Annotated in this window: 14 protein-coding genes and 1 tRNA gene; all 15 read left to right on the top strand. The window is 57.9% G+C overall.

The window, feature by feature from the left end; all coding sequences use genetic code 11:
• On the top strand, positions 1-129 hold a 129-nt coding region (locus ACZ6YA_RS25950), incomplete at its 5' end, for an EF-Tu C-terminal domain-related protein (RefSeq protein ID WP_465900608.1).
• Between the two features lie 54 nt (positions 130-183).
• Positions 184-259: transfer RNA gene (locus tag ACZ6YA_RS25945), tRNA-Trp, on the top strand.
• A gap of 44 nt (positions 260-303) precedes the next feature.
• On the top strand, positions 304-672 hold the full coding sequence (gene secE, locus ACZ6YA_RS25940) for a preprotein translocase subunit SecE (protein ID WP_008089117.1): 369 nt from the start codon (positions 304-306) through the stop codon (positions 670-672).
• Between the two features lie 9 nt (positions 673-681).
• Positions 682-1,215 carry a transcription termination/antitermination protein NusG gene (gene nusG, locus ACZ6YA_RS25935; protein WP_003255501.1) on the top strand — a complete coding sequence of 178 codons (534 nt, stop codon included), beginning with the start codon at positions 682-684 and terminating at the stop codon, positions 1,213-1,215.
• Between the two features lie 119 nt (positions 1,216-1,334).
• The gene (gene rplK, locus ACZ6YA_RS25930; protein ID WP_003255500.1) at positions 1,335-1,766 is read left to right on the top strand and encodes a 50S ribosomal protein L11; all 432 of its coding nucleotides are present in this window, start codon (positions 1,335-1,337) and stop codon (positions 1,764-1,766) included.
• Entirely contained in the window at positions 1,766-2,461 is a 696-nt protein-coding gene (gene rplA, locus ACZ6YA_RS25925; protein ID WP_465900605.1) for a 50S ribosomal protein L1, read from the top strand. Before rplK ends, rplA begins: the two co-directional genes overlap by 1 nt.
• 200 nt (positions 2,462-2,661) lie before the next feature.
• On the top strand, positions 2,662-3,162 hold the full coding sequence (rplJ, locus tag ACZ6YA_RS25920) for a 50S ribosomal protein L10 (protein ID WP_465900603.1): 501 nt from the start codon (positions 2,662-2,664) through the stop codon (positions 3,160-3,162).
• Between the two features lie 78 nt (positions 3,163-3,240).
• On the top strand, positions 3,241-3,606 hold the full coding sequence (rplL, locus tag ACZ6YA_RS25915) for a 50S ribosomal protein L7/L12 (RefSeq protein WP_007957596.1): 366 nt from the start codon (positions 3,241-3,243) through the stop codon (positions 3,604-3,606).
• Between the two features lie 49 nt (positions 3,607-3,655).
• Positions 3,656-3,826 (top strand): hypothetical protein, encoded by a 171-nt coding sequence (locus ACZ6YA_RS25910; RefSeq protein WP_155294789.1) that lies wholly within the window; start codon positions 3,656-3,658, stop codon positions 3,824-3,826.
• Positions 3,826-7,899, top strand: coding sequence for a DNA-directed RNA polymerase subunit beta (rpoB, locus tag ACZ6YA_RS25905; RefSeq protein ID WP_465900600.1), 4,074 nt, complete (start codon positions 3,826-3,828; stop codon positions 7,897-7,899). The genes ACZ6YA_RS25910 and rpoB overlap by 1 nt, the downstream gene beginning before the upstream one ends.
• A gap of 64 nt (positions 7,900-7,963) precedes the next feature.
• Positions 7,964-12,163 carry a DNA-directed RNA polymerase subunit beta' gene (gene rpoC / locus ACZ6YA_RS25900; RefSeq protein WP_465900598.1) on the top strand — a complete coding sequence of 1,400 codons (4,200 nt, stop codon included), beginning with the start codon at positions 7,964-7,966 and terminating at the stop codon, positions 12,161-12,163.
• 211 nt (positions 12,164-12,374) lie between these two features.
• Positions 12,375-12,746 (top strand): 30S ribosomal protein S12, encoded by a 372-nt coding sequence (gene rpsL, locus ACZ6YA_RS25895; protein ID WP_003255492.1) that lies wholly within the window; start codon positions 12,375-12,377, stop codon positions 12,744-12,746.
• Positions 12,747-12,852: 106 nt separating this feature from the next.
• Positions 12,853-13,323 (top strand): 30S ribosomal protein S7, encoded by a 471-nt coding sequence (rpsG, locus tag ACZ6YA_RS25890; RefSeq protein ID WP_003246741.1) that lies wholly within the window; start codon positions 12,853-12,855, stop codon positions 13,321-13,323.
• 30 nt (positions 13,324-13,353) lie between these two features.
• Complete coding sequence (gene fusA / locus ACZ6YA_RS25885) at positions 13,354-15,498, top strand: elongation factor G (RefSeq protein WP_465900596.1); 2,145 nt, start codon at positions 13,354-13,356, stop codon at positions 15,496-15,498.
• A gap of 27 nt (positions 15,499-15,525) precedes the next feature.
• Positions 15,526-15,635, top strand: a 110-nt coding sequence (locus ACZ6YA_RS25880; protein ID WP_132579187.1) for a GTP-binding protein, incomplete at its 3' end; no start/stop codon positions are given.

The raw sequence follows: 15,635 nt of genomic DNA, 5'->3' as shown, positions 1-15,635 counted from the left end.
CCAGGTGACAACATCCAGATGGAAGTCACCCTGATCAAGACCATCGCAATGGAAGACGGTCTGCGCTTCGCTATCCGTGAAGGCGGTCGTACCGTCGGCGCCGGCGTCGTAGCAAAAATTATCGAATAAGTAGTTGATTTACTTGATCAGGCCGGTATAATGGCCGGCCTGATACAGCGTTACAGGTCAGTAGCTCAATTGGCAGAGCGACGGTCTCCAAAACCGTAGGTTGGGGGTTCGATTCCCTCCTGACCTGCCATTCACCTCAGTGTGATTGGCTTTCTTCTTACAGGATCCTCCTCGATGACCCCCAAAACTGAAGCCCAAGAATCGCGTTTTGATCTATTCAAGTGGCTGGCTGTAGTGGCTTTGGTGGTTGTTGGTGTCGTGGGTAATCAGTATTACTCCGCATCTCCAATCCTGTATCGCGTACTGGCGCTTCTCGCCCTGGCTGCCGTCGCAGGCTTCGTTGCCTTGCAGACTGCGAAGGGTAAGTCGTTCTTTGCGTTGGCGAAGGAAGCTCGTACTGAGATCCGTAAAGTCGTGTGGCCGACCCGCCAGGAAACCACCCAGACCACGCTGATTGTCGTGGCTGTCGTGCTGGTTATGGCACTGCTGCTGTGGGGTCTTGATTCCCTGCTCGGCTGGGCGGTCTCCCTGATCGTTGGCTAAAGGTGTCCCGTGGCTAAGCGTTGGTATGTTGTGCATGCTTACTCGGGTTACGAGAAGCATGTTATGCGCTCCCTGATCGAGCGCGTCAAGCTGGCAGGCATGGAAGACGGTTTCGGCGAGATCCTGGTCCCGACCGAAGAAGTCGTCGAAATGCGTAACGGCCAGAAGCGCAAGAGTGAGCGTAAGTTCTTCCCTGGCTATGTTCTGGTCCAGATGGAGATGAACGAAGGGACTTGGCACTTGGTCAAGGATACCCCTCGTGTGATGGGCTTTATCGGTGGGACCGCAGACAAGCCTGCGCCGATTACCGATAAAGAAGCTGAGGCTATCCTGCGTCGCGTTGCCGACGGAAGTGACAAGCCTAAGCCGAAGACATTGTTCGAACCCGGTGAAGTGGTTCGAGTCATTGACGGTCCGTTCGCTGACTTCAATGGTAGTGTCGAAGAAGTTAACTACGAAAAGAGTCGCCTCCAGGTGGCGGTGCTCATTTTCGGTCGCTCTACTCCGGTAGAGCTCGAGTTCAGCCAGGTCGAAAAGGTCTAGGCGGACGAAGCATCCCATACCCCGCAGCCCTGTGTGCTGCGGGGTTTTGTCGTCACTGGGATAAAACGCAAGTCATCCGGGGAGCCATCTGGCGTTTGTACCCGATATTGGAGTAGCTCATGGCTAAGAAGATTCAGGCTTACATCAAGCTGCAAGTTAAGGCCGGCCAGGCCAACCCAAGCCCACCCGTTGGTCCAGCACTGGGCCAACACGGTGTGAACATCATGGAATTCTGCAAGGCCTTCAACGCCCGTACTCAGGGTCAAGAAGCCGGCCTGCCGACTCCTGTGATCATCACTGTCTACAGCGACCGTAGCTTCACTTTCGAGACCAAGAGCACCCCTGCCTCGGTTCTGCTGAAGAAAGCTGCTGGCCTGACCAGTGGTTCGGCTCGCCCGAACACCGTCAAAGTCGGTACTGTGACCCGTGCTCAGCTGGAAGATATCGCCAAAGCTAAACAGGCTGATCTGACTGCTGCTGACCTGGACGCTGCTGTACGCACCATCGCTGGCTCTGCCCGCAGCATGGGCCTGAACGTGGAGGGTGTGTAATGGCTAAGCTGACCAAGCGCCAAAAGGCTATTGCTTCGAAAATCGAAGCTGGCAAAGTTTACAACTTCGAAGACGCAGCTGCGCTGCTGGCCGAACTCTCCACCGTGAAGTTCAGCGAATCCTTCGACGTTGCCGTCAACCTCGGCGTTGACCCGCGTAAATCCGACCAGGTCGTTCGTAGCGCTACCGTGCTGCCGCACGGCACTGGCAAGACTGTACGCGTTGCCGTCTTCACCCAGGGTCCAGCTGCTGAGGCCGCTCTGGCTGCCGGCGCTGACCGCGTAGGTATGGACGATCTGGCTGCCGAAATGAAAGGCGGCGACCTGAACTATGACGTCGTCATCGCATCGCCTGATGCAATGCGCGTTGTCGGTCAGCTGGGTCAGGTTCTGGGTCCTCGCGGCCTGATGCCTAACCCGAAAGTCGGTACCGTAACCCCAGACGTCGCCACGGCTGTCAAAAACGCCAAGGCTGGTCAGGTTCGCTATCGTACCGACAAAAACGGTATCATCCACACCTCCGTTGGCAAGGTCGGCTTCGAAGCTGGCAAGCTGAAGGAAAACGTTGAAGCCCTGATCGCTGATCTGAAGCGTATCAAGCCAGCTTCCTCGAAAGGTATCTACGTCAAGCGCGTTACCCTGAGCACCACCATGGGCCCAGGTCTGGTCATCGATCAGGGCTCGCTGAACGCGTAAGGCAATGGTGGCGTGACGTGTCACGCCACCAGCAAAAAATTGGGGTCCCTGCCTGGCGGGGGCTATCCAAGACCGTAGGCGGCGCAAGCCTTAAACCATAAAGCCTACGCAGATGGTGCTCCCGATTCGTTCTTCGAATCAGACACCAAAACGACATCCGGCTTCGGCTAGATGAAACGGTAAAAACCAGGAGTAAACCCGTGGCAATTAAACTCGAAGACAAGAAGGCCATCGTCGCTGAAGTCAACGAGGCTGCCAAAGTCGCTCTGTCCGCTGTCGTGGCCGATGCCCGTGGTGTGACTGTAAGCGCAATGACCGGACTCCGTAAAGAGGCCCGCGAAGCTGGCGTATACGTACGTGTCGTACGTAACACCCTGCTCAAGCGCGCAGTTGAAGGCACCGAGTATTCGATCCTCAACGACGCGTTCAAAGGCCCGACCCTGATTGCTTTCTCCAACGAACACCCGGGCGCTGCTGCTCGTCTGTTCAAAGAGTTCGCCAAGGGTCAGGACAAGTTCGAGATCAAGGCAGCTGCGTTTGCTGGCAATTTCATTGCCGCCAACCAGATCGATGTACTGGCTACCTTGCCGACCCGTGACGAAGCTATCGCACGTCTGATGAGCGTCATTCAAGGCGCTACCAGCAAGCTGGCTCGTACTCTGGCGGCCGTTCGCGACCAGAAAGAAGCTGCTGCTGCCTAAGGCCGCGTAACCTCTTTCAAAATCATATGTTTAATTTGATGGCTGCGTAGGCTGTCACCCCAATACAGGATTTAAGTCATGTCCCTGACTAACGAGCAAATCATCGAAGCAATCGGCCAGAAAACCGTTCTGGAAGTTGTTGAGCTGATCAAAGCAATGGAAGAAACCTTCGGCGTTACCGCTGCTGTTGCCGCTGCTGGCCCAGCTGCTGCTGCTGCCGTTGTTGAAGAGCAGACCGAGTTCAACGTTGTTCTGGTTGAAGCTGGCGAGAAGAAAGTGAACGTCATTAAAGCCGTTCGCGAACTGACCGGTCTGGGCCTGAAAGAAGCCAAAGAGAAAGTCGACGGCGCTCCTCAGGTTGTAGCTGAAGGCGTTTCGAAAGAAGCCGCTGAAGACGCTAAGAAGAAGCTGGAAGAAGCAGGCGCTAAAGTCGAGCTGAAGTAATTTCGACTTTGCGACGCCAGCCGGAGCGTTGAGCAAAGGCTGATGGCTGGTGGCTTATGCCACCGGCCTTTTTCCGTTATTGGTGGCCGATCAGGTCGGCCCCGATAACAAGCTGCAAGACACCCATGTGGGTGGCGCAAACCAAGGGGTTTGCACGATTTTCTGGCTGCTCCCGCCGGGAGAAGCCAAACAAGCAGGTGACCAAGCTGGGGAACGCTGATGGCTTACTCATATACTGAGAAAAAACGTATCCGCAAGGACTTTAGCAAGTTGCCGGACGTTATGGATGTGCCTTACCTACTGGCCATCCAGCTGGATTCGTATCGCGAATTCCTGCAAGCGGGAGCATCCAAGGATCACTTCCGCGACGTCGGCCTGCACGCGGCCTTCAAATCGGTATTCCCGATCATCAGCTACTCCGGCAATGCTGCCCTGGAGTACGTAGGCTATCGCCTGGGCGAGCCCGCCTTCGATGTGAAGGAATGTGTCCTGCGTGGCGTGACCTTCGCGGTCCCACTGCGGGTCAAGGTGCGCCTGATCATCTTCGACAAGGAATCGTCGAACAAAGCGATCAAGGACATCAAAGAGCAAGAAGTCTACATGGGTGAAATCCCCCTGATGACTGAGAACGGTACCTTCGTAATCAACGGTACCGAGCGTGTGATCGTTTCCCAGCTGCACCGTTCGCCTGGTGTGTTCTTCGACCACGACCGTGGCAAGACGCACAGCTCCGGCAAGCTGCTGTACTCCGCTCGCATCATTCCGTACCGCGGCTCCTGGCTGGACTTCGAGTTCGACCCGAAGGACTGCGTGTTCGTCCGTATCGACCGTCGCCGCAAGCTGCCGGCCTCGGTACTGCTGCGCGCTTTGGGTTACAGCACCGAAGAGGTTCTGAACACCTTCTACACCACCAACGTGTTCCACATTTCTGGCGAGAAACTCAGCCTGGAACTGGTACCTCAGCGTCTGCGTGGTGAAGTTGCGGTCATGGATATCCATGACGAGACTGGCAAGGTTATCGTCGAGCAGGGCCGCCGTATTACCGCGCGCCACGTCAACCAGCTCGAGAAGGCCGGTGTCAGCCAGCTGGACGTTCCAATGGAATATGTCCTGGGTCGCACCACCGCCAAGGCCATCGTGCATCCGGCCACTGGTGAAATCCTGGCCGAGTGCAACACCGAGCTGACCACCGAGCTGCTGATCAAGATCGCCAAGGCTCAGGTCGTCCGCATCGAGACCCTGTACACCAACGACATCGACTGCGGTCCGTTCATCTCGGATACCCTGAAGATCGACACCACCAGCAACCAACTGGAAGCGCTGGTCGAGATCTACCGCATGATGCGTCCAGGCGAGCCGCCAACCAAGGACGCTGCCGAGACCCTGTTCAACAACCTGTTCTTCAGCGCCGAGCGTTACGACCTTTCGGCCGTAGGCCGCATGAAGTTCAACCGTCGTATCGGTCGCACCGAAATCGAAGGTTCGGGCGTGCTGAGCAAGGAAGACATCGTCGAGGTTCTCAAGACCCTGGTCGATATCCGTAACGGCAAAGGCATCGTCGATGACATCGACCACCTTGGTAACCGTCGTGTTCGTTGCGTCGGCGAGATGGCCGAGAACCAGTTCCGTGTTGGCCTGGTGCGCGTTGAGCGTGCGGTCAAGGAACGTCTGTCGATGGCCGAAAGCGAAGGCTTGATGCCGCAGGACCTGATCAACGCCAAGCCGGTTGCGGCGGCGGTGAAAGAGTTCTTCGGTTCCAGCCAGCTCTCGCAGTTCATGGACCAGAACAACCCGCTCTCCGAGATCACCCACAAGCGCCGTGTTTCCGCACTCGGCCCTGGCGGTCTGACCCGTGAGCGCGCAGGCTTCGAAGTCCGTGACGTACACCCGACCCACTACGGCCGCGTGTGCCCGATCGAGACCCCTGAAGGTCCGAACATCGGTCTGATCAACTCCCTGGCAGCTTATGCCCGCACCAACCAGTACGGCTTCCTCGAAAGCCCGTACCGCGTGGTGAAGGAAGGCGTGGTCAGCGACGACATCGTGTTCCTGTCGGCGATTGAAGAAGCTGATCACGTCATCGCCCAGGCTTCGGCCGCGATGAACGAGAAGAAGCAACTGATCGACGAGCTGGTAGCCGTTCGTCACCTGAACGAGTTCACCGTCAAGGCGCCGGAAGACGTCACCCTGATGGACGTTTCGCCGAAGCAGGTTGTTTCCGTTGCTGCCTCGTTGATTCCGTTCCTCGAGCACGACGACGCCAACCGTGCGTTGATGGGTTCGAACATGCAGCGTCAGGCTGTACCCACCCTGCGCGCTGACAAGCCGCTGGTCGGTACCGGCATGGAGCGCAACGTTGCTCGTGACTCCGGTGTCTGCGTGGTTGCTCGCCGCGGTGGTGTGATCGATTCGGTCGACGCCAGCCGTATCGTCGTTCGCGTCAATGACGACGAAGTCGAGACCGGTGAAGCTGGTGTAGATATCTACAACCTGACCAAGTACACCCGTTCGAACCAGAACACCTGCATCAACCAGCGTCCGCTGGTGAGCAAAGGTGACAAGGTTCAGCGTAGCGACATCATGGCCGACGGCCCGTCCACCGACATGGGTGAACTGGCTCTGGGTCAGAACATGCGCATCGCGTTCATGGCATGGAACGGCTTCAACTTCGAAGACTCCATCTGCCTGTCCGAGCGTGTGGTCCAGGAAGACCGCTTCACCACTATCCACATTCAGGAACTGACCTGTGTGGCGCGTGACACCAAGCTTGGCCCAGAGGAAATCACTGCGGACATCCCGAACGTGGGTGAAGCCGCACTGAACAAGCTGGACGAAGCCGGTATCGTCTACGTAGGTGCTGAGGTCGGCGCTGGCGACATCCTGGTCGGCAAGGTCACGCCAAAAGGCGAAACCCAGCTGACTCCGGAAGAAAAACTGCTGCGCGCGATCTTCGGCGAGAAGGCCAGCGACGTTAAGGACACCTCCCTGCGCGTGCCGACCGGCACCAAGGGTACCGTCATCGACGTACAGGTCTTCACCCGTGATGGCGTCGAGCGCGACAGCCGCGCCCTGTCCATCGAGAAGATGCAGCTGGACGAGATCCGCAAGGACCTCAACGAAGAGTTCCGCATCGTCGAAGGTGCAACCTTCGAGCGTCTGCGTTCTGCCCTGAACGGCCAAGTGGTCGACGGTGGTGCGGGCCTGAAGAAAGGCACCGTGATCTCCGACGAAGTGCTGGACGGTCTGGAGCACGGCCAGTGGTTCAAACTGCGTATGGCCGAAGATGCACTGAACGAGCAGCTGGAAAAGGCTCAGCAGTACATCGTCGATCGCCGTCGCCTGCTGGACGACAAGTTCGAAGACAAGAAGCGCAAGCTGCAGCAGGGCGATGACCTGGCACCGGGCGTACTGAAGATCGTCAAGGTCTACCTGGCTATCCGCCGTCGCATCCAGCCGGGTGACAAGATGGCCGGTCGTCACGGTAACAAGGGTGTTGTCTCGGTGATCATGCCGGTCGAAGACATGCCGCACGATGCCAACGGTACTCCGGTCGACGTCGTACTGAACCCGCTGGGCGTACCTTCGCGTATGAACGTTGGTCAGATCCTTGAAACCCACCTGGGCCTCGCGGCCAAGGGCCTGGGCGAGAAGATTGACCGCATGATCGAAGAGCAGCGCAAGGCAGCCGAGCTGCGTGGCTTCCTCACCGAGATCTACAACGAGATCGGTGGTCGTCAGGAGAACCTGGAAGAGTTCACCGACGAAGAGATCCTCGCCCTGGCGCATAACCTGAAGAAAGGCGTGCCAATGGCTACGCCGGTCTTCGACGGTGCCAAGGAAAGCGAGATCAAGGCCATGCTGAAGCTGGCTGACCTGCCAGAGAGCGGCCAGATGGTGCTGTTCGACGGGCGTACCGGCAACAAGTTCGAGCGTCCTGTGACCGTTGGTTACATGTACATGCTCAAGCTGAACCACTTGGTGGACGACAAGATGCACGCGCGTTCCACTGGTTCCTACAGCCTGGTTACCCAGCAGCCGCTGGGTGGTAAGGCGCAGTTCGGTGGTCAGCGTTTCGGGGAGATGGAAGTGTGGGCGCTGGAAGCATACGGCGCGGCATACACCCTGCAAGAAATGCTCACAGTGAAGTCGGACGACGTGAACGGCCGTACCAAGATGTACAAGAACATCGTGGATGGCGATCACCGTATGGAGCCGGGCATGCCCGAGTCCTTCAACGTGTTGATCAAAGAGATCCGTTCGCTCGGTATCGATATCGATCTGGAAACCGAATAACACGTGACGCGAAGGGGAGTGCGGCAGGTAATGCCCACTCCCTGCTCCGCCAGGAGGAAAGGCCTTGAAAGACCTACTGAATTTGCTGAAAAACCAGGGTCAAGTCGAAGAGTTCGACGCCATCCGCATCGGTCTGGCGTCGCCTGAAATGATCCGTTCGTGGTCGTTCGGTGAAGTTAAGAAGCCGGAAACCATCAACTACCGTACGTTCAAGCCTGAGCGTGACGGCCTTTTCTGCGCCAAGATCTTTGGCCCAGTCAAGGACTACGAGTGCCTGTGCGGCAAGTACAAGCGCCTCAAGCACCGCGGTGTAATCTGCGAGAAGTGCGGCGTTGAAGTCGCCCTGGCCAAGGTTCGTCGTGAGCGCATGGCGCACATCGAACTGGCCTCGCCGGTTGCCCACATCTGGTTCCTGAAGTCGCTGCCGTCCCGTATCGGCTTGCTGATGGACATGACCCTGCGTGATATCGAGCGCGTGCTCTACTTCGAGAGCTACGTCGTTATCGACCCAGGCATGACTACCCTCGAGAAGGGCCAGTTGCTGAACGACGAGCAATATTTCGAAGCGCTGGAAGAGTTCGGTGACGACTTCGACGCCCGCATGGGTGCCGAGGCTGTCCGTGAGCTGCTGCACGCTATCGACCTGGAGCACGAGATCGGCCGCCTGCGCGAAGAGATTCCGCAGACCAACTCGGAAACCAAGATCAAGAAGCTGTCCAAGCGCCTGAAGCTGATGGAAGCTTTCCAGGGCTCGGGCAACCTGCCTGAGTGGATGGTCCTGACTGTCCTGCCAGTGCTGCCGCCGGACCTGCGTCCGCTGGTGCCGCTGGATGGTGGCCGCTTCGCGACCTCCGACCTGAACGACCTGTATCGTCGGGTGATCAACCGTAACAACCGTCTGAAGCGCCTGCTCGATCTGTCGGCGCCGGACATCATCGTGCGCAACGAAAAGCGCATGCTGCAGGAAGCTGTTGACGCCCTGCTCGACAACGGCCGTCGCGGTCGCGCCATCACTGGCTCGAACAAGCGTCCGCTGAAGTCGCTGGCCGACATGATCAAAGGTAAGCAAGGTCGCTTCCGTCAGAACTTGCTCGGTAAGCGTGTTGACTACTCCGGTCGTTCGGTAATTACCGTAGGCCCGACCCTGCGTCTGCACCAGTGCGGCCTGCCGAAGAAGATGGCCCTCGAGCTGTTCAAGCCGTTCATTTTCGGCAAGCTGGAAATGCGTGGTCTGGCGACCACCATCAAAGCTGCCAAGAAGATGGTCGAGCGCGAGCTGCCAGAGGTGTGGGACGTTCTCGCCGAAGTGATTCGCGAACACCCCGTACTGCTCAACCGTGCACCGACCCTCCACCGTCTGGGTATCCAGGCGTTCGAGCCTGTGCTCATCGAAGGTAAGGCCATTCAGCTGCACCCGCTGGTCTGCGCCGCGTACAACGCCGACTTCGACGGTGACCAGATGGCCGTTCACGTGCCGCTGACGCTGGAAGCCCAGCTCGAAGCGCGCGCGCTGATGATGTCGACCAACAACATTCTGTCGCCAGCCAACGGTGAGCCAATCATCGTTCCGTCGCAGGACGTTGTACTGGGTCTGTACTACATGACTCGTGAAGCCATCAACGCCAAGGGCGAGGGTCGCGTATTCGCCGACCTGCAGGAAGTCGACCGCGTATTCCGCGCCGGCGAAGCTGCGCTGCACGCGAAAATCAAGGTCCGTATCAACGAGACCGTGAACGATCGTGATGGCTCCAGCACCAAGAACACCCGTATCGTCGACACCACCGTCGGCCGTGCGCTGCTGTTCCAGGTTGTACCGGCAGGCCTGCCGTATGATGTCGTCAACCAGCCGATGAAGAAAAAGGCGATCTCCAAGCTGATCAACCAGTGCTACCGCGTGGTTGGTCTGAAAGAGACCGTTATCTTCGCCGACCAGCTGATGTACACCGGTTTTGCCTACTCGACCATTTCCGGCGTTTCCATCGGTGTGAACGACTTCGTCATCCCGGATGAAAAAGCCCGCATCATTGGCAATGCCACTGATGAAGTGAAGGAAATCGAGAGCCAGTACGCCTCCGGCCTGGTAACCCAGGGCGAGAAGTACAACAAGGTCATCGACTTGTGGTCGAAGGCGAACGACGAAGTGTCCAAGGCGATGATGGCCAACCTCTCGAAAGAGAAGGTCATCGACCGCGAGGGCAAGGAAGTCGATCAAGAGTCCTTCAACTCGATGTACATGATGGCCGACTCGGGCGCGCGGGGTTCCGCAGCCCAGATTCGTCAGCTGGCCGGTATGCGTGGTCTGATGGCCAAGCCGGATGGCTCGATCATCGAGACGCCGATCACCGCGAACTTCCGTGAAGGTTTGAGCGTACTGCAGTACTTCATCTCGACTCACGGTGCTCGTAAAGGTCTGGCGGATACCGCACTGAAGACCGCTAACTCCGGTTACCTGACTCGCCGTCTGGTAGACGTTGCCCAGGATCTGGTCGTGACCGAGATCGACTGCGGCACCGACAACGGCCTGCTGATGACCCCGCACATCGAAGGCGGCGACGTCGTTGAGCCGCTGGGTGAGCGCGTACTGGGTCGTGTCATCGCTCGTGATGTGTTCAAGCCAGGCACCGAGGATGTCATCGTTCCTGCCGGTACCTTGGTTGACGAGCAGTGGGTCGAGTTCATCGAGCTGAACAGCATCGATGAAGTGATCGTGCGTTCGCCGATCAACTGCGACACCCGTTACGGCATCTGCGCCAAGTGCTACGGTCGTGACCTGGCTCGCGGTCACCAGGTGAACATCGGTGAAGCTGTCGGCGTTATCGCTGCACAGTCGATCGGTGAGCCGGGTACCCAGCTGACCATGCGTACGTTCCACATCGGTGGTGCTGCAAGCCGTACCTCGGCTGCCGACAGCGTCCAGGTGAAGAATGGCGGTATGGTCCGTCTGCACAACCTGAAGCAGGTCGAGCGTGCCGATGGCAACCTGGTTGCCGTATCGCGTTCCGGTGAGTTGGCGATTGCCGACGAATTCGGTCGTGAGCGTGAGCGCTACAAGCTGCCTTACGGTGCGGTGATTTCGGTCAAGGAAGGTGACAAGGTCGAAGCTGGCGCCATCGTCGCCAAGTGGGACCCGCACACCCACCCGATCGTTACCGAGCTGAAAGGTACCGTGACCTTCGTGGGCATGGAAGAAAACATCACCATCAAGCGCCAGACCGACGAACTGACCGGTCTGACCAACATCGAGGTTCTGGACGTCAAGGATCGCCCTGCCGCAGGCAAGGAAATCCGTCCGGCAATCAAGATGGTCGACGCCAATGGCAAGGACCTGTACCTGCCAGGTACCGACGTACCGGCTCAGTACTTCCTGCCGGCCAACGCCCTTGTCGGTGTAGCTGACGGTGCACAGATCGGCGTTGGTGACGTAATCGCGCGTATCCCGCAAGAAACGTCGAAGACCCGTGACATCACCGGTGGTCTGCCACGCGTTGCCGACTTGTTCGAAGCGCGTCGTCCGAAAGAAGCCTCGATCCTGGCTGAAGTCAGCGGCACCATCGCGTTCGGTAAAGAGACCAAGGGCAAGCGTCGTCTGGTCATTACTCCGACCGACGGTAGCGATCCGTACGAAGAGCTGATTCCGAAGTGGCGCCACCTGAACGTCTTCGAAGGCGAACAGGTAAACCGCGGCGAAGTTATCTCCGACGGCCCGAGCGATCCGCACGACATCTTGCGTCTGCTGGGTGTGAGCGCGCTGGCGAAGTACATCGTCAACGAGATCCAGGACGTCTACCGTCTGCAAGGCGTTAAGATCAACGACAAGCACATCGAGACCATCCTGCGTCAGATGCTGCGCAAGGTCGAGATCTCCGAGTCGGGCGATTCCAGCTTCATCAAGGGCGACCAGATGGAACTGACTCAGGTACTGGTCGAGAACGAGCGTCTCGCCGGCGAAGACAAGTTCATCTCGAAGTTCACCCGTGTGCTGCTGGGCATCACCAAGGCGTCGCTGTCGACCGAATCGTTCATCTCCGCGGCTTCCTTCCAGGAAACTACCCGCGTACTGACCGAGGCGGCGGTAACCGGCAAGCGCGATTACCTGCGCGGCCTGAAAGAGAACGTGGTCGTGGGTCGTCTGATCCCGGCCGGTACCGGTCTGGCCTACCACAGCGAGCGCAAGCGTCGCCGTGATGCCGACAAACCGCTGCGTGTAAGCGCCAGTGAGGTGGAAGCCGCACTGACCGAAGCGCTGAATTCCAGCGGTAACTAAGTACAGGGCAGGGCCCCGGCAAGCCCCGAACGGCCATCTGTGACATGAATTGTTGCCGATGACCGGGCGGGGAGGGCCGGGGCCTCGTCTTGACTGGGTGCAAGATCCTCCGTAGACTTTTGTACCCTTAAATTTGGTGAGGCTCCGTCTCGCCAATTTTTGGCTTTCTTGCAAGACAATAGAGTCGCAAGACAATCAGTGGAGCTAGTAGATGGCAACTATCAACCAGCTGGTACGTCAGCCGCGTAAGCGTTCGGTCGAGAAGTCCGACGTTCCTGCGCTGCAGAACTGCCCGCAACGTCGTGGCGTGTGCACCCGCGTGTACACCACCACGCCGAAAAAACCTAACTCGGCACTGCGTAAAGTATGCCGTGTGCGCCTGACCAACGGTTTCGAGGTTTCCTCGTACATCGGCGGTGAAGGCCACAACCTGCAAGAGCACAGCGTCGTCCTGATCCGTGGCGGCCGTGTAAAAGACTTGCCAGGTGTTCGTTACCACACCGTTCGCGGCTCTCTGGATACTTCGGGCGTCAAAGGCCGTAACCAGGGTCGTTCGAAGTACGGTACCAAGCGTCCGAAGTAATCGGCCGTTTGCACATATCCATTTTTTTGAGTCGATAAGAGTAAGGTCGGGCAGGGGTCGAAGACCCACGTCCCGGGCTAACCTGAAGACCGTTTGAGGGCTTATCATGCCAAGACGTCGTGTAGCAGCAAAACGTGAGATTCTGGACGATCCTAAATACGGATCCCAAATCCTCGCCAAGTTCATGAACCACGTGATGGAAAGCGGCAAGAAGGCTGTAGCCGAGCGCATCGTTTACGGTGCCCTGGATACCGTCAAAGCACGCAAGAACAGCGACCCCCTGGAAATCTTCGAGAAAGCTCTCGACGCCATCGCTCCGCTGGTCGAAGTAAAGTCCCGCCGTGTCGGCGGTGCCACTTACCAGGTCCCGGTTGAAGTTCGTCCATCCCGTCGTAATGCTCTGGCAATGCGCTGGCTCGTAGACTACGCCCGCAAGCGCGGCGAGAAGTCGATGGCTCTGCGCCTTGCTGGCGAACTGCTGGATGCTGCCGAAGGCAAAGGTGCTGCAGTCAAGAAGCGTGAAGACGTTCACCGTATGGCTGAAGCCAACAAAGCGTTCTCGCACTACCGCTTCTAATTCAAGCATCAATCATTTTGCGAGGGCTTTATGGCTCGTACTACAGCAATTAACCGCTACCGTAACATTGGTATCTGTGCTCACGTTGACGCGGGCAAGACCACCACTACCGAGCGGATCCTGTTCTACACAGGTCTGAGCCACAAGATGGGCGAGGTGCATGATGGCGCCGCGACCACCGACTGGATGGTGCAGGAGCAGGAGCGCGGTATCACCATTACCTCCGCTGCCGTTACCACCTTCTGGAAAGGTTCGGTTGGTCAGTACGACAACTACCGTGTAAACGTCATCGATACCCCCGGCCACGTTGACTTCACCATTGAAGTAGAGCGTTCGCTGCGCGTACTCGACGGCGCGGTCGTTGTGTTCTGCGGTACCTCCGGCGTTGAGCCGCAGTCCGAAACCGTATGGCGTCAGGCCAACAAGTACGGTGTTCCACGTGTTGTCTACGTGAACAAGATGGACCGTGCCGGTGCAAACTTCCTGCGCGTCGTAGGTCAGATCAAGAACCGTCTGGGTCACACCCCGGTTCCGATTCAGCTGGCCATCGGTTCGGAAGATAACTTCCAGGGTCAGGTCGACCTGATCAAGATGAAGGCTATCTACTGGAACGACGACGACAAAGGCACCACCTACCGCGAGGAAGAAATTCCTGCGGACATGCTCGAGCTGGCCGAAGAATGGCGCTCGAACATGGTGGAAGCTGCTGCCGAAGCCAACGAAGAGCTGATGAACAAGTACCTTGAAGAAGGTGAGCTGACCGTCGAAGAGATCAAGGCAGGCCTGCGTGCGCGCACCCTGGCCAGCGAGATCGTTCCGGCTGTCTGCGGTTCGTCGTTCAAGAACAAGGGTGTTCCCCTGGTTCTCGACGCCGTCATCGAGTTCCTGCCTGCTCCGACCGAGATCCCTGCAATCCAGGGTATCAATCCGGACGACAAGGACCTGGACAAAGAAGACCCGGCTGTTCGTAAAGACGAGCGTCACGCTGACGACGACGAGCCGTTCTCGGCTCTGGCGTTCAAGATCGCGACCGACCCGTTCGTCGGCACGCTGACCTTCGTTCGCGTCTACTCGGGTGTTCTGAGCTCCGGTGACTCCGTCATCAACTCGGTCAAGGGTAAGAAAGAGCGCGTTGGTCGTATGGTGCAGATGCACGCCAACCAGCGTGAAGAGATCAAGGAAGTACGCGCTGGCGACATCGCGGCCCTGATCGGCATGAAAGATGTGACCACCGGCGAAACCCTGTGCAACATCGACAAGCCAATCATCCTTGAGCGTATGGACTTCCCTGAGCCGGTAATCTCGCTCTCCGTCGAGCCGAAAACCAAGGCTGACCAGGAGAAGATGGGTATTGCTCTGGGCAAGCTGGCCCAGGAAGACCCGTCGTTCCGCGTCAAGACCGACGAAGAAACCGGCCAGACCATCATCTCCGGTATGGGTGAGCTGCACCTGGACATCCTCGTTGACCGCATGAAGCGCGAGTTCAACGTCGAAGCCAACATCGGTAAGCCGCAGGTTTCGTACCGCGAGAAGATCACCAAGTCCAACGTCGAAATCGAAGGCAAATTCGTTCGTCAGTCGGGTGGTCGTGGTCAGTTCGGTCACTGCTGGATCCGTTTCTCGGAGCCAGAAGTCGACGAGAAGGGCAACATCACCGAAGGTCTGGTGTTCTCCAACGAAGTCGTTGGTGGTGTAATTCCTAAGGAATTCATCGCGCCGATCCAGAAGGGTATCGAAGAGCAGATGAAGAACGGCGTCGTTGCCGGCTATCCTCTGATCGGCCTGAAGGCCGCGGTATTCGACGGTTCGTACCACGACGTCGACTCCAACGAAATGGCGTTCAAAATCGCTGCTTCGATGGCAACCAAGCAGCTGGCCACTAAAGGCGGCGGCGTGGTCCTCGAGCCGATCATGAAGGTCGAAGTTGTAACCCCGGAAGACTACCTGGGTGACGTGATGGGTGACCTGAACCGTCGTCGTGGTCTGGTCCAGGGTATGGATGAGTCGGTCTCCGGCCGCGTCGTCCGTGCTGAAGTTCCGCTCGGAGAGATGTTCGGTTACGCGACCGACGTTCGTTCCATGTCTCAGGGTCGCGCAAGCTACTCCATGGAATTCTCCAAATACGCCGAAGCTCCGTCGAACATCGTCGAAGCACTCGTTAAAAAACAAGGCTAATCCCCTTTAGGCAAGAGGTTCACTGTCGTGGCTAAAGAAAAATTTGATCGTTCCCTTCCCCACGTTAACGTCGGCACTATCGGCCACGTTGACCACGGTAAGACCACTCTGACCGCAGCTCTGACTCGCGTCTGCTC

It is taken from the genome of Pseudomonas sp. NPDC090752, assembly GCF_055584805.1.
Note: the sequence above shows the minus strand (reverse complement) of the source record. Positions and strands in the feature narration are given on the sequence as shown.

Excerpts from the sequence above, each read along its gene's own strand:
- secE (WP_008089117.1), top strand. The coding sequence starts at position 304 with ATGACCCCCAAAACTGAAGCCCAAGAATCGCGTTTTGATCTATTCAAG.
- rplK (WP_003255500.1), top strand. The coding sequence starts at position 1,335 with ATGGCTAAGAAGATTCAGGCTTACATCAAGCTGCAAGTTAAGGCCGGC.
- rplA (WP_465900605.1), top strand. The coding sequence starts at position 1,766 with ATGGCTAAGCTGACCAAGCGCCAAAAGGCTATTGCTTCGAAAATCGAA.
- rplL (WP_007957596.1), top strand. The coding sequence starts at position 3,241 with ATGTCCCTGACTAACGAGCAAATCATCGAAGCAATCGGCCAGAAAACC.
- rpoB (WP_465900600.1), top strand. The coding sequence starts at position 3,826 with ATGGCTTACTCATATACTGAGAAAAAACGTATCCGCAAGGACTTTAGC.
- rpsL (WP_003255492.1), top strand. The coding sequence starts at position 12,375 with ATGGCAACTATCAACCAGCTGGTACGTCAGCCGCGTAAGCGTTCGGTC.
- rpsG (WP_003246741.1), top strand. The coding sequence starts at position 12,853 with ATGCCAAGACGTCGTGTAGCAGCAAAACGTGAGATTCTGGACGATCCT.
- fusA (WP_465900596.1), top strand. The coding sequence starts at position 13,354 with ATGGCTCGTACTACAGCAATTAACCGCTACCGTAACATTGGTATCTGT.